At 63.2% G+C, this 17688-nt stretch carries 14 protein-coding genes; 5 read left to right on the top strand and 9 right to left on the bottom strand.

What is annotated here, in order from left to right; all coding sequences use genetic code 11:
- Positions 1-84: 84 nt before the first annotated feature.
- The 3 genes from RYH70_RS01330 to tkt form a co-directional block, all read right to left on the bottom strand.
- Positions 85-1248 (bottom strand): phosphoglycerate kinase, encoded by a 1164-nt coding sequence (locus RYH70_RS01330; protein WP_317009655.1) that lies wholly within the window; start codon positions 1246-1248, stop codon positions 85-87.
- A 73-nt stretch (positions 1249-1321) separates the two neighbouring features.
- On the bottom strand, positions 1322-2344 hold the full coding sequence (locus RYH70_RS01325) for a type I glyceraldehyde-3-phosphate dehydrogenase (protein ID WP_317009654.1): 1023 nt from the start codon (positions 2342-2344) through the stop codon (positions 1322-1324).
- A gap of 160 nt (positions 2345-2504) precedes the next feature.
- Positions 2505-4511, bottom strand: a complete 2007-nt coding sequence (gene tkt, locus RYH70_RS01320; protein ID WP_317009653.1) for a transketolase — start codon at positions 4509-4511, stop codon at positions 2505-2507.
- A 240-nt stretch (positions 4512-4751) separates the two neighbouring features.
- Here tkt and RYH70_RS01315 point away from each other — a divergent pair, with 240 nt between their 5' ends.
- Genes RYH70_RS01315 through RYH70_RS01300 form a run of 4 tightly spaced genes read left to right on the top strand, consistent with a single transcriptional unit; the run spans position 4752 to position 9655 of the window.
- Positions 4752-6284, top strand: a complete 1533-nt coding sequence (locus RYH70_RS01315; protein WP_116027419.1) for an Ig-like domain-containing protein — start codon at positions 4752-4754, stop codon at positions 6282-6284.
- Positions 6285-6304: 20 nt separating this feature from the next.
- Positions 6305-7570, top strand: coding sequence for an NHL repeat-containing protein (locus RYH70_RS01310; protein WP_022997057.1), 1266 nt, complete (start codon positions 6305-6307; stop codon positions 7568-7570).
- Positions 7571-7590: 20 nt separating this feature from the next.
- Positions 7591-8886, top strand: coding sequence for an NHL repeat-containing protein (locus tag RYH70_RS01305; RefSeq protein ID WP_317009652.1), 1296 nt, complete (start codon positions 7591-7593; stop codon positions 8884-8886).
- 25 nt (positions 8887-8911) lie between these two features.
- A complete protein-coding gene (locus tag RYH70_RS01300) occupies positions 8912-9655 on the top strand; it encodes a ZIP family metal transporter (protein WP_022997060.1) in 744 nt (247 codons plus the stop codon).
- Between the two features lie 22 nt (positions 9656-9677).
- On the opposite strand, the gene RYH70_RS01295 is transcribed toward RYH70_RS01300, so the two are convergent.
- The 6 genes from RYH70_RS01295 to RYH70_RS01270 are packed head-to-tail and all read right to left on the bottom strand — an operon-like array spanning position 9678 to position 16361.
- Complete coding sequence (locus RYH70_RS01295) at positions 9678-10391, bottom strand: response regulator (RefSeq protein ID WP_022997061.1); 714 nt, start codon at positions 10389-10391, stop codon at positions 9678-9680.
- On the bottom strand, positions 10388-12010 hold the full coding sequence (locus RYH70_RS01290; RefSeq protein ID WP_317009651.1) for a sensor histidine kinase: 1623 nt from the start codon (positions 12008-12010) through the stop codon (positions 10388-10390). The genes RYH70_RS01295 and RYH70_RS01290 overlap by 4 nt, the downstream gene beginning before the upstream one ends.
- A gap of 23 nt (positions 12011-12033) precedes the next feature.
- Positions 12034-13635 (bottom strand): tripartite tricarboxylate transporter permease, encoded by a 1602-nt coding sequence (locus RYH70_RS01285; protein ID WP_063140189.1) that lies wholly within the window; start codon positions 13633-13635, stop codon positions 12034-12036.
- Between the two features lie 4 nt (positions 13636-13639).
- Complete coding sequence (locus RYH70_RS01280) at positions 13640-14104, bottom strand: tripartite tricarboxylate transporter TctB family protein (RefSeq protein ID WP_116027423.1); 465 nt, start codon at positions 14102-14104, stop codon at positions 13640-13642.
- Between the two features lie 10 nt (positions 14105-14114).
- The gene (locus RYH70_RS01275; RefSeq protein ID WP_145912197.1) at positions 14115-15092 is read right to left on the bottom strand and encodes a Bug family tripartite tricarboxylate transporter substrate binding protein; all 978 of its coding nucleotides are present in this window, start codon (positions 15090-15092) and stop codon (positions 14115-14117) included.
- 9 nt (positions 15093-15101) lie between these two features.
- Positions 15102-16361 (bottom strand): OprO/OprP family phosphate-selective porin, encoded by a 1260-nt coding sequence (locus RYH70_RS01270; RefSeq protein ID WP_026948385.1) that lies wholly within the window; start codon positions 16359-16361, stop codon positions 15102-15104.
- A 272-nt stretch (positions 16362-16633) separates the two neighbouring features.
- On the opposite strand from RYH70_RS01270, the gene RYH70_RS01265 reads away from it, so the two are divergent.
- A complete protein-coding gene (locus RYH70_RS01265; RefSeq protein WP_022997067.1) occupies positions 16634-17647 on the top strand; it encodes a metalloregulator ArsR/SmtB family transcription factor in 1014 nt (337 codons plus the stop codon).
- The last annotated feature ends 41 nt before the right edge of the window (positions 17648-17688 follow it).

Here is a 17688-nt window from a genome sequence, read left to right as displayed (position 1 = left end):
AATTCTCCTTCGCAATCCGTTTGTCTGAACAAACTCCGTGGGAGCGGGCCCGGTCAGCGGGCCTCCGCGCTCTCACGATCTGACTTAATCCTTGGCCCGGGCCTCGAGCATGGCCACCGCGGGCAAGGTCTTGCCTTCCACGAACTCCAGGAAGGCGCCGCCGCCGGTGGAAATGTAGCTGATGCGGTCGGCGATTTCATACTTGTCCACCGCGGCCAGGGTGTCACCGCCACCGGCGATGGAGAATGCTTCGCTGTCGGCGATGGCCTCGGCCATTTCCTGGGTGCCCTCACCGAACTGATCGAACTCGAACACGCCCACCGGGCCGTTCCAGATGATAGTGCGGGCTTCCTTCATCAGCGCGGCGAAGACGTGGGCGGTCTGCGGGCCCACATCGAGGATCATGTCGTCCTCGCCCACCTCTTCCACCTTCTTGGTCACCGCTTCCGCGTCGGCGGAAAATTCCGTGGCCACCACCACATCCACCGGCAGCGGAATGTGCACCTTGGCGGCGATTTTGCGAGCCGCGTCGAGCAAATCCGGCTCATGCAGGGATTTGCCCACCGGCAACCCTTCCGCCGCCAGGAAGGTATTGGCGATGCCACCGCCGACGATCAGTTGATCCACTTTGTCGGCCAGCGCTTCCAGCACCTCCAGTTTGGTGGACACCTTGGAACCGCCGACGATCGCCACCAGCGGCTTGGCCGGGTTGTCCAGCGCCTTGGACAACGCATCCAGCTCATTGGCCAGCAGCGGACCAGCACAGGCGACCGGGGCGAACTTGCCCACCCCATGGGTGGACGCCTGGGCACGGTGCGCGGTGCCGAAGGCATCCATCACATAGATATCACACAGCGCCGCCATCTTCTGTGACAACGCCTCGTCGTCCTTCTTTTCGCCTTTATTGAACCGCACGTTCTCGCACAGCACGACCTCGCCCTCGGCCACCTCGACACCGTCGAGCCAGTCCTTCACCAGCGGCACTTCCCGGCCCAGCAGGGTTCCCAGGTGTTCGGCCACCGGCTTCAGGGAAAACTGCTCTTCGTACTCCCCTTCACTGGGGCGGCCCAGGTGGGACATCAGCATCACCCGGGCACCGGCCTTCAGCGCGTGCTCAATGGTCGGCAGGGAAGCACGGATGCGTGCATCACTGGTGACCTTGCCCTCTTTGACCGGCACATTCAGGTCTTCACGGATCAGTACCCGCTTGCCCTTCAGATCCAGGTCGGTCATGCGTTTGAAGTTCATGGTCTTGCTACCTCGTCTAAAACCATCCATCCGGGATGATGAAAACTTGTCGGTTCGAAGATTCCGCCGGGCGTCAGACGTTCGACGCCCTGGACAACTCACTTACCCAGTCGAGCAGCCGGTTGGCATAACCCCACTCGTTGTCGTACCAGGCCACCAATTGCACCAGTTCGCCCTGCACCCGGCTCAAGGAGCCGTCGATGATGGCGGACTCCGGCCGGTGGTTGAAATCGGCGCTGACCAGCGGCTGGTCGTTGTAGCCCAGCAGGCCATTGCTGTCCGCCGCCAGCCGGCGCAGCCATTGGTCCAGATCGTCGCCTTCCGCTGCTGGGGGACGTTCCAGGGACAGGGTCAGTTCCACCATGGCCACGTTGAGCGTCGGCACACGAATACTGTGACCGCTGATACGCCCGGCTAATTCCGGCAATACCTGCTGCACCGCGCCGATGGCGCTGCTGGTGGTGGGCACGATGTTTTGCGCGCCGGCCCGGCCACGGCGGGGATCCCGGTGCACGTGATCCAGCAGGGTCTGATCGGAGGTGTAGGCGTGGGTTTCCTGCATCAGCGCCTGACGCACCCCGAAATCCGCGTGCAGCGCCCGCAGCAGCGGGGCGATGCAGTGAGTGGTGCAGGAGGCCGCGGAAAGGATGCGGTCACCGCTGCCCACCTGCTCCTGATTGACACCGTACACCACCACCTGATCGGCGTGGTCGAACGGCACCGCGCCGAGAATCACCCGCCCGGCACCGGCCTCCAGATGCACCGCGGCGTCCCGGTAAGCGCGGAAATGCCCGGAGCATTCCAACACCAGGTCCACGCCCAATTCCCGCCAGGGCAGACGCGCCGGTTGCGGCTCGTTAAGCAGCAAGGGCGTCTGCTCCGCCAGAGACAAACGGCCGTCCCGCAGGTTGGCTTCCTGCGGCAAACGGCCGTGGGTGGTGTCGTAGCGGGTCAGGTACAGCAGATCCTCCGCCTCACCGAGGTCGTTGATCGCCGTCAGGGCAAACGGCGCCTGCCAACCCCGCTCCCAGCGCTCCGCCAGGGCCCTGACGAAAGAGCGCCCGATACGACCGTATCCGTTGATGGCGACTTTCATGATGAATCCCGCTGGATGCCAGACGCCAGACGCCAGACGCTTTGCTCCACGCAACCCTGATCCAGCAGCACGCAGCCGGCGCCCATCGCGACCCAAAGGCCATAAGAGGACACCTTACTTGTAAGCGTCCGGCGTCCAGCGTCCGGCGTCTGGGGTACCATTAAAGCAGGCTCTCCACGGCCTCTGTCACCGCCTCGGCGGTGATGCCGAAATGCTTGTACAAGTCTCCGGCGGGGGCGGAAGCCCCGAACCCGGTCATGCCTACCACCTTGCCGTCCAGACCGACAAAGCGATACCAGTAATCGGTGATGGCGGCTTCCACCGCCACCCGCGCTCTGACCGCCGCCGGCAGCACGCTTTCCTGATAATCCGCGCTTTGCGACAGAAAAGTATCGACGCTGGGCATGGACACCACGCGTACATTGCGGCCAGCGGCCCCCAGCGTTTCCGCGGCTTTCACCGCCAGTTCCACTTCCGAGCCGGTGGCGATGATCAGTGCGTCCGGGGTGCCTTCACCGGTTTGCAGCAGGGTATAGCCGCCCTTTTCCACCTGGTCCAGAACGCTCTCGTCCCGGGGCATGCAGGCCAGCCCCTGGCGGGAACAGATCAGCGCGGTGGGGCCGTCCTGACGCTGCAGAGCGTGTTTCCAGGCCACCGCGGTTTCCACCGTGTCACAGGGGCGCCAGGTGCTCATGTTCGGCGTCATGCGCAGGTTGGCCAGCTGTTCGATGGGCTGGTGGGTCGGGCCGTCCTCGCCCAGACCGATGGAGTCATGGGTGTAGACCAGAATATTGGGCTGGTGCATCAGCGCCGCCATGCGCACGGCGTTGCGGGCGTATTCCATGAACACCAGGAAAGTGCCTCCGTAGGGGCGCAGGCCACCGTGCAGGCACACGCCGTTCATGATCGCGGTCATGCCGAACTCGCGCACCCCGTAATGCACATAGTTACCGCTGGCGTCAGCGGCATTCACCGCCTTGCAGCCTTTCCACAGCGTGTTGTTGGAACCGGCCAGATCGGCGGAGCCGCCAAGCAGTTCCGGCAGCAGCGGACCGTAGGCGTCCAGGGCATTCTGGCTGGCCTTGCGGCTGGCCACTTTCTCACCCTTCTCCTGGCACTCCTTGATGAAGGCCTGGGCGGCCTGATCGAATCCGGTGGGCAGCTTGCCGTCCATACGGCGCTGGAACTCCACCGCCAGTTCCGGGAATTCCGCCCGGTAGGCGTCGAACCGGGCCTGCCATTCGGCCTCTTGCCCGGCACCGGTGTCGCGGGCGTCCCAGGCCTGGCGAATATCTTCGGGGATCTCGAACGGACCGTGCTGCCATCCCAGGGCTTCACGAGTCAGGGCGATTTCGTCCTCGCCCAGCGCGGCGCCGTGGGATTCTTCCTTGCCCTGCTTGTTGGGGCTGCCGAAGCCGATGATGGTCTTGCAGCAGATCAGGGTGGGCTGTTCGCTGTTCTTGCGCGCGGTTTCCACCGCCATGCGGATCTCTTCCGGATCGTGGCCGTCCACATTGGGGATCACCTGCCAGCCGTAGGCGCGGAAGCGTTCCACGGTGTCGTCGGTGAACCAGCCTTCCACCTCGCCATCGATGGAAATGCCGTTGTCGTCATAGAAAGCGATCAGTTTGCCCAGCCCCAGAGTGCCGGCCAGGGACGCCACTTCGTGGGAAATCCCCTCCATCATGCAGCCATCACCCAGGAAACAGTAGGTATGGTGATCGACGATCCGGTGGCCTTCGCGATTGAACTGCGCCGCCAGCACCTTCTCCGCCAGCGCCATGCCCACGGCGTTGGCGATGCCCTGCCCCAGCGGGCCGGTGGTGGTCTCGATGCCCGGCGCGTCGCCATATTCCGGATGACCCGCGGTGGGACTGCCGAGCTGCCGGAAGTTCTTGATGTCTTCCAGGCTGACGCCGTAGCCGGTCAGGTGCAGCAGGCTGTACAGCAGCATGGAACCGTGGCCGTTGGACAGCACGAAGCGATCCCGATCCGGCCATTGCGGGTTGCCGGGGTTGTGCTTGAGGAAACCGCGCCAGAGCACTTCGGCGATGTCCGCCATGCCCATGGGCGCGCCGGGGTGGCCGGAATTGGCTTGCTGGACCGCATCCATACTGAGCGCACGGATGGCATTGGCGAGATCACGGCTGGCGGGGGCACTGGACATGCAGGGCTCCAAACTGACTGGTGGCTGAAAAAGGGGCGCTATTGTCGCCCATGGGCGAGTCGCGGGCAAATAAAGCGATGACTGGCCTCGAACGCCGGAACACCGCCCTGGCCGGCCTCCTTCGGGACGGCATCCACTTTGTAAAACCCGCCCTCGGAGCGAGCTGTAACCTCGTGAGCCCGCCTCATTTGTGGTACCCCTAAAAAAGAGTGCATCCGCCAAAACACACAAGGAAGATCGATGAGCGACAAGGACTTCATCACCATGGCACCGCGCGGCCTGACGGTATTGGGCCTGGCCGCCGCCCTCACTCTCCCGGCCTGCGGTGGAGGCGGAGGCGGCGGTGGTGGCCCCCGGGACACCACGCCGCCCACGGCGTCACTCAATCAGACCGGTCCGGTGCTGGGCAAAGAGGCCAGCGTCGTGGTGACTTTCAGCGAACCCATGAATACCGACAGCCTGCAATTGGGCGGCGCACTGGAGGCGGCCGGCACTCCAACCTGGTCCGACGATGCCACAACGCTGACCCTGACACCCGACGACGGCGCCTGGCCGCCCGGTTCCGGGCTTGATCTGAGCATCGACGCCCAAGACACCGCGGGTAACGCACTCAACACCGTCACGGCAACTTGGCTGGTCAAACTGGCATTCAGCACGTTCCAGCCCGCCGCCACTGTTATCGGCCAGGCCGACTTCACTGGCACCGGCCCCAACAAGGGGACCAACGAAAACATCCCCGACCCGCCGGCAGCCGATTCTCTGGCCAACCCATCCGGCAATCCGGCGGTGAGCCCCGCCGGCACGCTGTTCATCAGTGATAGCTGGAACGCCCGGGTGCTGGGCTACCACGCCCTCCCCACCGTCAACAACGCCGCCGCCGATTTCGTCTTGGGCCAGCCGGATTTCGAAAGCAAGGAAGAAGGTGTGTTTCCCTACCCGACAGGGGTGTCGATAGCGGACGGCAAGATGGCGGTGGCGGACAGCGACGGCAACCGGGTCCTGATTTACAACACGGTTCCCACCAGTGGCGGGGCCGAACCCGATGTTATCGTGGGGCAGACCGATCTGGATTCCGAAGACACCACTTGCGACGCCACTCACTTGCAATATCCCGAAGCCGCCGTGCTCACCGCGGACGGCAAGCTGGTGGTGGCCGACTCCTCCCACAATCGAGTGCTGGTCTGGAACGCCCTGCCCACCACCCACGGCCAGCCCGCGGATCTGGTGCTGGGTCAGCCCGACTTTACCCGTTGCGGCCCAGATGAGGGCAGCCAGGGCGGCAGCGTCGTCCATTCCGCCCGTGCGTTCGATTTCCCCGCCGGCCTCTGGACGGACGGCCATCGTCTCGCATTGACGGACAACGATAATAACCGGGTGCTGATCTGGAATACCTTCCCCACCAGCCATTTCCAACCCGCTGATATCGTGCTGGGCCAGGCGGATTTCACCTCGGTCACCGAATCCGTGGACACCCTGGACACCCCCTACGGCATCGACTCCAACGGCGAGCAACTGGCGGTCGCCGACAGCCTCAATCATCGCGTACTGATCTGGAACAGCTTCCCCAACAGCAACGCTCAGCAGGCCGATATCGTTCTGGGCCAGAGCGATCTTGCTCACAATCAATCAAACGACGACGACCAGAATGGCGAGGATGACGGCGCCGCCTCGGCCCGCGTACTGAAGTCTCCCGACGGTGTCCGCTTTCACCAGGATAAGCTGCTGGTTTCCGAGATCGGAAACAATCGCGTGTTGATATTCCAGTCGCAATAACAAGCACCAAGGAACCCATAATGAAAAACAAGAACCTCGTAAATCTGACATCGCGCGGCCTGACGGTACTGAGCCTGGCCGCGACCTTCACCCTTTCGGCTTGCGGGGGAGGCGGAGGGGGCGGCGGTTCCGGCGGGGGTGGCGAAAACCTCCCGCCGCTGTTGAACCTCAGCAATTTCCAGCCGGCCGACATCGTTATCGGCCAGGCCGACTTCATCGGCACCGGCCCCAACAAGGAAACGGGCTACGGCACACCCGAGGCCGACTCCCTGGCCACGCCCTACGGCAATCCGGCGGTGAGCCCCTCCGGCACCCTGTTCATCAGTGATTCCTCCAACAACCGGGTACTGGGCTACCACACCCTTCCCACCGTCAACACCGCCGCCGCCGATTTCGTGCTGGGCCAGCCGGATTTCACCAGCAACGAGCCGGGCATGCTGTCCAGTCCGCAAGGGGTTTCGATAGCGGGCGGCAGGATGGCGGTGGCAAATTTTGACGGTGACCGCGTATTGATCTACAACACGATCCCCGCCGGGGGCGGGACCGAACCCGATGTCGTGGTCGGACAGGTGGACTTCGATTCTCAGGAGGACACCTGCGATGCCACCCACCTCAACAGCCCCGAAGCCGCCACACTCACAGCGGATGGCAGACTAGTGGTGGCCGACTCCGCCCACAATCGAGTCCTGATCTGGAACACCCTGCCAACCACCCACGGCCAGCCCGCGGATCTGGTGCTGGGACAGGCCGACTTTACCCATTGTGATCCAAATGACGACGATCAGGATGGCCTCAGCGGCCCCCGTTCCGCCCGCACCCTCGACTATCCCACCGGCCTGTGGACGGACGGCCGCCGTCTCGCGGTGATCGACAACGACAACAACCGGGTGCTGATCTGGAGCACCTTTCCCACCAGCCACTTCCAACCCGCTGATATCGTGCTGGGCCAGGCGGATTTCACCTCGGCCAGCGCCTCAACAGGCACTTTGGACACCCCCTATGGCATCGATTCCAACGGCCGGCAATTTGCGGTCGCCGACAGCCGCAATCATCGTGTACTGATCTGGAACGGCTTCCCCACCAGCAACTTCCAACAAGCCGATATCGTGCTGGGCCAGAGCGATCTCACTCACAATCAATCAAATGACGACGACCAGAACGGCGAGGATGACGGCGCCGCCTCGGCCCGCGTGCTGAACTTTCCCGCCGGCGTCCGTTTTTACCAGGACAAGCTGTTGATTTCCGACATGGCAAACCATCGCGTGCTGATATTCCAGTCGCAATAACAAGCACAAAGGAACCAACAATGAAAAACAAGGAGCACATGAACATGACACCGCATGGCCTCACGGTGTTGAGCCTGACCGCGACCCTCACCCTTTCCGCTTGCGGCGGTGGCAGTGGTGGAGAGAGCGGTGGAGGTGCTCCCCTCCCACCGAAGTTGAAACTCAGCAATTTCCAGCCCGCCGCCGTTGTCATCGGCCAGGCCGACTTCGCCGGCATCCGTCCGAACCAGAACGGCGCACCGGACGCCAACACCCTGCAAAGCCTGTATGGCAATCCCGCGGTGAGCGACTCGGGGACGCTTTTCATCGGGGATTACGGCAATCACCGTGTTCTGGCCTACAACACCATCCCCACTGTTAACAACGCCGTTGCTGACTTCGTGCTGGGCCAGCCGGATTTCACCACCACCGAACCAGGCACCTTTGACGGTCCGCAGCAGATCTCGATTGCCGGCGGCAAGATGGCGGTGGCGGACTATGACCTCGACCGCGTACTGATCTACAACACGGTCCCGGCCGGTGCCGGCGTCGAACCCGACGTGGTGGTCGGAAAATCGGGCTTCTCTTCCGACGAGACCCATTGCGACGCGGTTCACGTCACTATTCCCGAAACAGTGGAAGTCACCCCAAACGGCAAGCTGGTGGTGACCGATTCCGAGCATCACCGGGTATTGATCTGGAACAGCGTGCCCACCAGTCACGGCCAACCCGCCGATTTAGTGCTCGGGCAAGCCGACTTCACCCATTGCCAGCAGAACGACGACAACCAGGATGGCGAGCGTGATGAGGCCCCAACGGCGCGCACCCTGTCTTTTCCGGCCGGCCTTTGGACCGACGGCAGCCGACTGGTAGTGAACGACTACGAGAACAATCGCACCTTGATCTGGAACACCTTCCCCACTTCCAATTTCCAACCCGCGGATGTGGTTCTGGGGCAAGCGGACTTCTCCAGCAGCATGCCAAACGACGACGACCAGGACGGCCAGACTGACGAGGCCCCCTCCGCGCGCACTCTGAACTATCCCTATGACGGTGTGGACTCCAACGGCAGACAACTGGCTATCGCCGACAGCGGCAACGCCCGTGTGTTGATCTGGAACAGCTTCCCGACCGCGAATTTCCAGCCCGCCGATGTGGTGTTGGGCCAGAGTGACTTCGCCCATTATGCTCCCAATGACGATGACCAGGATGGCTCAATGGACAGTGCCGCCTCCGCACGTGTGATGATTTCCCCCACCGGTGTGCGTTTTCACCAGGACAAGCTGTTGGTGTCCGACGAGGGCGCCAATCGCGTGCTGGTATTCCAGTCGCAATAACCTTGATGTTGACGAGGCATCCACCATGCATCTGATGACCGCCTTGCTCTGGGGACTGGCGGGAGGCAGTGCCCTGCTGGTTGGCACACTGCTGGGCTGGTTCACCAGGCCGCCGGCTCGGGTGACCGCGGCGGTGATGGCGTTTGGCTCCGGTGTTCTGGTTTCCGCCATCGCCTTCGATCTTATGGATGAGGCGTTGCACAAAGGCGGCTTGCTGGCTTCGGCAGCGGGCTTTCTGGCCGGCGCCGCCGCCTTCACCGGCGGTGCCGTCATCCTCGCCAACAACGGCGCCCGCCACCGTAAGCGATCGAATAAATCCAATGCCGCCACGGCCAGTGCCGCCCTGGTCATCGCTCTGGGCTCCGTGTTCGACGGCATACCGGAGTCCATGGTGATCGGCCTGAGCCTGCTCGAGGGTAATGGCGTATCGATCCCGATCGTCGCCGCCATCTTCCTCTCCAACGTGCCCGAGGGCATGTCCAGTACCGTCGGCATGAAACGGGCCGGCATGTCGTTCGGCTATGTGTTCGGACTGTGGACGGCCATCGCTTTGTTATGCGGCCTCGGCGCCGTGGGCGGCTACCTTCTCTTCGATAACGCGCCGGCGCAGTACATTGCCGTGGCCCAGGGCGTCGCCGCCGGCGCCATGCTGGCCATGATCGCCGACACCATGATTCCCGAGGCCTTCGATGAAACCCATAACGCGGCCGGACTGATCACCGCCGCCGGTTTCACCACCGCGTTTATCCTTTCACATGCTTTTTCCTGAATCAGAAGGACCCGGCGCCGGCCTAACCGTCCTGACGGGACAGAGGCCGGTAACGGCGCTCCGGGCGACCAATGCTGCCGTAGGTCTGATCGGCTTCCAGTTCGTGGCGCTGGAGCAGGTATTCCAGATAGCGGCGGGCGGTGGAGCGACTGACGCCGGCACGCTTGCCCACCTCCTGGGCATTGAGAAAGTCCCGGGGAACCTTGGCCAGCACCGCCCGAACCCGGGACAGAGTAAGCGCATCGATCCCCTTGGGCAGGCGTGCCTGCCCGCCCTTCGCCGGGGCCGCCGGTTCGCCCTCCGCGTCCCGGGAAAACAGTGCATCGGCCATGGACTGGGTGATCGCCGGTGACTGGCGCAAGCGCCGCTGGCGTTGCATGAAAGTGTTCAATGCCCGGTCCAGCCGCTGCAACAGCACCGGTTTCACCAGGAAGTCAAAGGCTCCCAGCTGCAAGGCCCTTTCCAAAGCGGCCACTTCGGAAGCGGCGGTCACCATCATCACTTCACAACCGTGGCCTGCGGCGCGCAACTCCGCCAGCAGGTCCAGGCCGCTGCCATCGGGCAGGTAGACGTCGAGCAGCAGCAGATCGGGCTGGTAACGCTCCAGCAAGGCCCGCCCGCCAGCCAGATCGCCAACCACCGCGGTGACCCGGAACTGATCGTCCCGCTGCAGGTATTCCGCCAGCAGCCGGGCCACCTCGCTTTCATCCTCCACGATCACTACTGAATAGGTCATGACCGGTTGTCCTCGTCCGTTGGCCGGCGGGGCAGGTACACCGTGAACCGGGCGCCGCCCAGATCGGCCTGACCCACTTCCAGAGTGCCCTTCAGGGCACTCACGTAGGTCTTCACCAGATACAAGCCGACACCGTGTTGACGCCCGCTCTTGGAAGAATAGTCCGGCCGGAACAGCGCCTCCAGCCGTTCTCGGTGCAACCCTTCTCCACTGTCTTCCACATCGAAGATCAGATGGTCACCAAGATCGTCGAACGTCACCCGAACTCGCGCCGGCTGGCGCGGCCCGACGCGCGCCGCTTCGATGGCGTTGTCGATCAGGTTGCCGAGAATCGACACCAGCCGCTCCAGCAGGGCTTTGGACGCCGCCGCGTCGAGCACGCTCTCTTCCGCCACCTCGAACGAGACACCCTGCTCCTTGGCCTTGTGATATTTGCCCAACAACAATCCCGCCAGCAGCGGCTCCCCGGTACTGTCCAGCAGCCGGTTGACCATGGCCTGATGGCCCTGGCTTTCCAGGCCGATCAGCTCCACCGCCTTGCCGTAGGCGCCCATCTGGATCAACGCGCCCAGGGTATTGAGTTTGTTGGAATAGTCATGGGTCTGCACCCGCAGCAGCTCCGCGAACGCTTCCACCTGGGCCAGTTGTTGACTCACATGGGCAACTTCGTCCTGAGGACGGAAACTCAGAAACACGCCGCGCACCGTGCCGCCCACCCGCAACGGCCGCCGGAACAGCACCAGTTCCTGGCCGGCGGCGTACAACTCCACGCCATCCAGCACCTGCTCCACATCCCGCAACAGAAAACCGGCCTGGTCGGGGAACAGATCCCGCAAGTGCAGCGCGCTTTCCTGTGATGTGTCCACCCCCAACAATTGCCGGGCCCGGCGATTGCTGCGCTGCACCCAGCCGTCCAGATCCAGAGCGACAATGCCCGAGCGCACCGTATCCAGCATGGCGCTCTGCTCGGCGAATACCCGGGCGATTTCATGGGGCTGCCAACCGAACAAAGCGGCGCGCACACGGCGGGCGATCCAGAGCGAGGACAGAATGCCCACCAGGAACACCGCCAGCACCACCGGCAGCCATTGCAGATAGCGCCCGGCGACGATGGATTCCACCGAACGGTTGAGAAACCCCACCGATACCAGACCGATGACATTGCCGCCAGCATCCAGCACCGGCGCCTTACCACGCACGGAAAAGCCCAGGGAACCCCGAGCTTCGGAAATAATGGTGTTACCGGCCAGCACCTCCTGACTGTCACCGCCCTGCATGGTCTTGCCCAGACGGTCGGGCTGCGGATGCGCCAGCCGCCGCAGCCGGGTGTCGCCAACCACGATGAAGTCCGCGCCGGTTCGCCGCCAGAGGTGATCGATGAACGGCGCCAGTGCGTCACCGGCCGGGGAGCCGATGCCGGCCACCAGCGCCTGGCGCACCTGCGGCAACTCCGCCACCAGTTGCGCCAGGTCCAGCGCCTTGCGGCCGGCCTCCTCCCGCACACCCCGCTCCAGCAGGTACTGCCCCAGAGCAGCGAACAGCACCACCTGCAGCAGACTGAATGCCAGCACCCAGAGAATCAGCCGGGTTTCCAACCGTTGAATACGCCTGCGACGCATGGTTCCTCCCGGCCAGCAAGGGTTTACAGGTTATCGGACAGCTCCGCCTCCGGCGCCGGCCGTTTCAGTCCGCGCAGGAAATCCATCAGCGGCACCAGCAGCAGCGCCAGGGACACCAGCGTGATGCACAGGGTCAGCGGCCGCTCCCACAGGAACGCGATGGAACCGTCGGCGATCATCATCGCCCGGCGGAAATTACTCTCCAGCATGCCGCCGAGAATAAAGCCCAGAATCAACGGTGCCATGGGGAAATTCAACTGCCTCAATATCAGCGACAACACCGCGAAGCCCACCATCAGATACAGATCGAAGGTATTGAACGACACCAGATACACACCGATCAGGCTGAAGAACAGGATCAGCACGGTCAGTAGCGGTTTCGGCAGCGCCAGCGTCTTGGCGATGTACGGGATCATTGGCAGGTTGAGGAACAGCAGCACCACGTTGCCCACATACATGGACATGATCACCGCCCAGAACACATCCGGGTTATCGTGCATCAACAACGGACCGGGTTGCAGTCCGTAGGCAATCAAAGCGCCAAGCATTACCGCCGTGGTGCCGGAACCGGGAATACCCAAGGTCAGCAACGGCACGAAGGAGCCGGTGCACGCGGCGTTGTTGGCGGTTTCCGGCGCCGCCAGACCACGCAGGGAACCCTGTCCAAACTGTTTCTTCTTCTCGCCCCGGGCCAGATTGCGCTCGGTGGCGTAGGCCAGGAAGCTGGCAATGGTGGCACCGGCACCGGGCAGAATGCCGATCAGAAAACCAAGAATGGAGGAACGGCCGATCACCGGCACCACGTCCTTGACCTCTTCCCTGCTCAAGCGCAGATCGCCCATCTTCGAGGACGGCGCCGGCGCTTTTTTATGGCCACCGTCCCTGGCGGCCACCCTGCGGGCCGTTGCTGAAGCAACGTTTAAAATTGCTCCCGGCAATTTTTTATGATCCGGGCGCAGTACGCCGGAGAGCGCCTCGGACAAGGCAAAGATCGACATCGCCACCAGCAGGAAGCTGATGCCGTCGAGCAGATCGCTGGAGCCGAAGGTGAACCGTTCGGCGCCGGAGGACGGATCGATACCAACGGTGGCGAGCATGATGCCAAGCAGGGTCATCATCACCGCCTTGAGAAACTGCCCCCGATTGGAGAACGCGGCGATGGCGGTGAGCCCCATGACCATCAGCGCGAAATAATCCGCCGACCAGAAGCTCAGCGACACCTTGGCCAGCAGCGGCGCCGCCACCATCAGGAATACCGCCGCCAGGGTACCGCCGGAAAACGAGGCATAAGCGGCCAGCGCCAGCGCCTTGCCGGCCTGCCCTTTGCGCGCCAGGGGATAGCCATCGAAAGAGGTCGCCACGGTACCGGCCACCCCCGGCGCATTGATCAGAATCGACGAGGTGGAGCCGCCAAAAATCGCACCGTAGTACACTCCGGCCATGAGGATCATGCCGTAGGAAGGGTCGATACTGTAGGTCACCGGAATCATCAGGGCGATGGCGGTGATCGGCCCCAGCCCTGGCAACATGCCAATAAAGGTGCCCACCAGGCACCCCATCATTACGTAGAGGATGCCCTGCCAGCTCAACGCCGCGGACAAACCGGTCAACATGCCTTCTATCATGGTCTCAGCTCCACAGCATGCCCGGCGCCAGGTAAATCCCCAGCACACGGGTCATGATCAACCAGAACACCACCACCACCGGCACCGAGGCCCAGAACAGCACCTTCGGGCGGTATTCACCCATCAACAGGTAGCCGGCCAGCAGGAACACTTCGGTGGCCAGCAGGAAGCCGAGCGGATCCAGCATCAGGGCATAAAGCACCATCAGCACTAGCAGCAGCGCCGTGCGCCCCAGCGCCAGCGCACCGGAATCGCCCTGCGGCCCCGACGCTTGTTGCAGGAAGGATCCGGCCAGCGCCAGCAGGCTTACCACGACACCGACCACGGCATAGATTTTCGGCAAGGTCGACGCGCTGACGGCGATGCCCTGCTCAGTGGGCAGCAACGGAATTTGCCAGGCGTAAACGCCATAGGCACAGGAGAACACCAGAAACAGAAAGGCACCGATACGATCTTTGCTGACGGACATAGCCCCTCCTTCAGCGGATGAAGCCCAGATCACGCATCACTCGCGCCATCTGTTCTTCCTGCTGCTCCAGGGATTCGAGGAATCGCTCCGGCGTCTCGTAGTTGTTGAGCCAGCCGTTGCGCTTGCGTACCGCTTCCCACTCAGGGGTCTCGAGCAGTTTGCGGAATACCGCGGAGTACGCCGCCACTTTTGCGTCCGGGGTATCCGGAGCGGCGAACAGCCCCCGCCAGTTGACGAAACTCATCGGGTAACCCAGCGATTTCAGGGTCGGAATCTCCGGGTAGTCGGCGATGGTCTCCGGCGCGGTGATGGCGAGAATACGAGCATCACTGGAGCGCATCAGCTCCAGCGCTTCACTGAAACCGGTGGACAGCAGTTGCACTTCCCCGGACAACAACCCGGCTTTGGCCTGGCCGCCCGCGTCATAGGGAATGTACGCCAGCTTGCGGCCGTCGCCCCCGGAGGCCTGGAACGCCTGCGCCGCCACCAGGTGATCCATGCTGCCGCGGGCGGAACCGCCGGCCACTTTGACCAGGCGGGGATCGCGGCGGTAAGCGTCCATCACTTCCTCCCAACTCTGATAAGGCGAGTTGGCGGTCACCACGAAGGCGCCGTAGTCGGCGATCAGATTGGCCACCGGCTTGAGATCACGAAAGCTGTTGGGGATTTGCCCGGACAGGGCCCGCAGCACGATGGGGGTGGAATTGATCATCACCATGTCGCCCTGCTTGGTGCCCATTTTGATCATGTAGGCAATAGCGCGGCCGCCCCCGCCACCGGACATATTCTGGAACGAGGCATTGCTCTCCAGGCCGGACTTGATCAGTGCCTCGCCGGCGGCCCGGGCAGTAGTATCCCAGCCGCCGCCGGGGCCGCCAGGCACCAGAAAATGGAGATCCGCCCGGGCCGCCACGGCCCCGAGCATCATCGACAGCACCAGCAGACCGCGACACAGACGCCGGCAACCGGCGTGAGCAGGCATAGTCATGGCAACCTCCTAGAATTGGTATTGCGTCCGCAACACCACGGCATTGGCATCACGCTCACTGCCCACCAGCGCGGGCGCGCCGGGACCACTGACCCGGGAACGGATCAGATTGAGCATGAATTTCAGATTGGCGTCGTAGTAGTAGGACAGGCCCAGGGTGTGGCTGGTGACATCGGTGCCCTGGTTGGCGCTGCTGGCGTCCACCCGCGAGGTGCGCGCCGCCACTTCCCAGGCATTGCGCACGCCGTCCGGCTGCCGGAATACGCCCTGGCTGGCCTTATAGGCGCGGGATTCCCCCGTCAGAAAGTAACTAAGGGAGGCGGAATAGCCGTCGAAATCCCGTCCGTCCAGGTCGGAAGCGCTATCCTCGGTGCTCAGTTCACGGCGGGCGTATTCCGCCTGGAACAGCAGACTGTGCCATTGAGCCGCCAGCTCCAGCCCCTGCTGGGTCAGGTGGTCCACCGCCACTGGCGCGCCACCGGCGGCATAATCCACCAGTCTGACGGGCGTCTCGCGAACCTCGCCACGGGCCCAGGACGCACTCAGCTCATCGCCGGACATGTCCCGGTAGGAAGCCCAGAACCCCAGATGCAGCACCTGCCCCTGATCACGTTTGGGAGCCCAGGTGAGCCGGCCACTGGTAGCGTAGTTGAGACGCTCGCTGTCGTCCTTGCCGCTGTCACCGAAGGCGTCATTCTTATACACGCCGAAGGCATAGCGCAGGCCACTGGAAGGGAAAAACTGATAAGCCGACGCGCCCCAGCGAAAATAGGGTGAGACGGTATTGGCCAGACTGGACCGCTCGATCATTACCAGATGGGCACTGCTGGACAACGCTTCCAGCGAAATGTCCTCACGCAGTTTCCCCAGTTGGACCACCGGGCCACGCTCGAAACCACTGTAGCGCAGGCGCGCCATGACGATCTCGGCATCCTCGGAGAAGTCCATCAGCAGCTTGTAGTCCCAGTCACCGTGCTCGGAGCCGATATAGGCGCGCACCCGACGAGGGAACAGATCAGAGCCGGTACGGCCCTCATGGGTTGCGTTGTAGGCGCCATCGAAATGGTTGTAGTCGAGTTGCAGAGCACCACCGATCTCAAGGCCGTCCCAAGGCGAGGGGGCGGTTTCGCGCTGACTGAGCGCATCGACCTTTTGATTCAGTTCCTCGATCTGCTGCTTGAGGCGGGACAGATCATCGTCGGCACGGACTCCGGCGCTCAACCAGAGGCCAACAAACACCAGCACCAAAGTCATGGAGCTTCGCATCATCGGGCGTTCCTTTTCTTTTGTTTATGCGCGCCGCGGCGCACCGGCCACCGGGGAGACGGAGGCGCCACCCGGCCTTGAACGGAGAAACAAGTGTTTCTCTACAGCCGGCACGCTACCCCCCACTGAAAAAGTGTGAAATGTAATGGCGATAATGGGCGTTCTTTGTGTTTTGGGCGTTTTGTTCATATTGATCACGGAGTGCGCCGGACGCCCCATCCAACCTATATCAATTTATTTTGATGCACTCGCGGCAATAGGCTACACTCGCCGCCATGACGGCACCCGCTGAAGCCACACAATCCGGACTCGACGGTCTGACGGTCTTTCTCAAGGCCGCCGGCGACGGTTTGCGTCTGGAGGTTTTGCAGGTGCTCGGCCAGAACAGCTTCGGCGTGCTGGAGCTGTGCGAGATCATGGCCATGAAGCAGTCGGGCATGAGTCATCACCTCAAGGTGCTGGCCCAGGCCGGTCTGGTGGAGAAGCGCCGGGAGGGGAATTCCATCTTCTATCGGCGCCGTCTGCCGCCGGCGGATACCCGGACCGGCGCTCTGCACGGGGCTTTGTTCGAGCAACTGGATCAGACCCCGCTGGATACGGTGACGGCGCAGCGCCTGAAAGGCGTGCAGGCGCAGCGGGCGGCCCAGAGCCGGGCGTTTTTCGTGCGTCACGCGGATGATCTGGCACGCCATCAGGACCTGATCGCCGAACACGAACAGTACGCCGAGCAGGCCTGCGAGTTATTGGATCGGGCCGCGGGCAGTCCGGCCGCCGGCGGCACCGGCACGGTGCTGGAGATCGGGCCCGGCGACGGCCGTTTCCTGGTGCCGCTGGCACAGCGTTTCGAGCAGGTGCTGGCCCTGGATCACGCCGAGGCCATGCTGGAGCGGGCCCGCCGGGAAGTGGCGGAACAGGGCCTGGACAATGTGCGTCTGATACTGGGCGAATGGCCGGAGGCGGGAGCGGCCCTACCGCCGGTGGACGCCGTGGTGATGAACATGGTGCTGCACCATCTGGCCTCCCCCGCCGCCGCTTTGCAGGCCGCCGCCCAGCAATTAACTCCGGGCGGGGTGGTGGTGGTCACCGATTTGTGTCGTCATAACCAAAAGTGGGCCGTGGAGGCCTGCGGTGATTTCTGGCTCGGCTTCGACGAAGCCGATCTGGTGAGTTGGGCTGGTCGTGCCGGCCTGGTTTTGCGCGATAGTTTGTTCCTGGCCCTGCGCAACGGGTTCCAGGTGCAAGTGCGCAGTTTTCAACGCGGTGGCGCAGAGATCGACAACAGACTCTGAGGTCCGTGTGGAACGTCAACCCCCAATCGAGGGAGTAAACC

The sequence above is a fragment of the Alloalcanivorax xenomutans genome (assembly GCF_032810065.1).
GTDB lineage: Bacteria > Pseudomonadota > Gammaproteobacteria > Pseudomonadales > Alcanivoracaceae > Alloalcanivorax > Alloalcanivorax xenomutans.
This window is presented reverse-complemented; position numbering and strand designations above follow the sequence as displayed.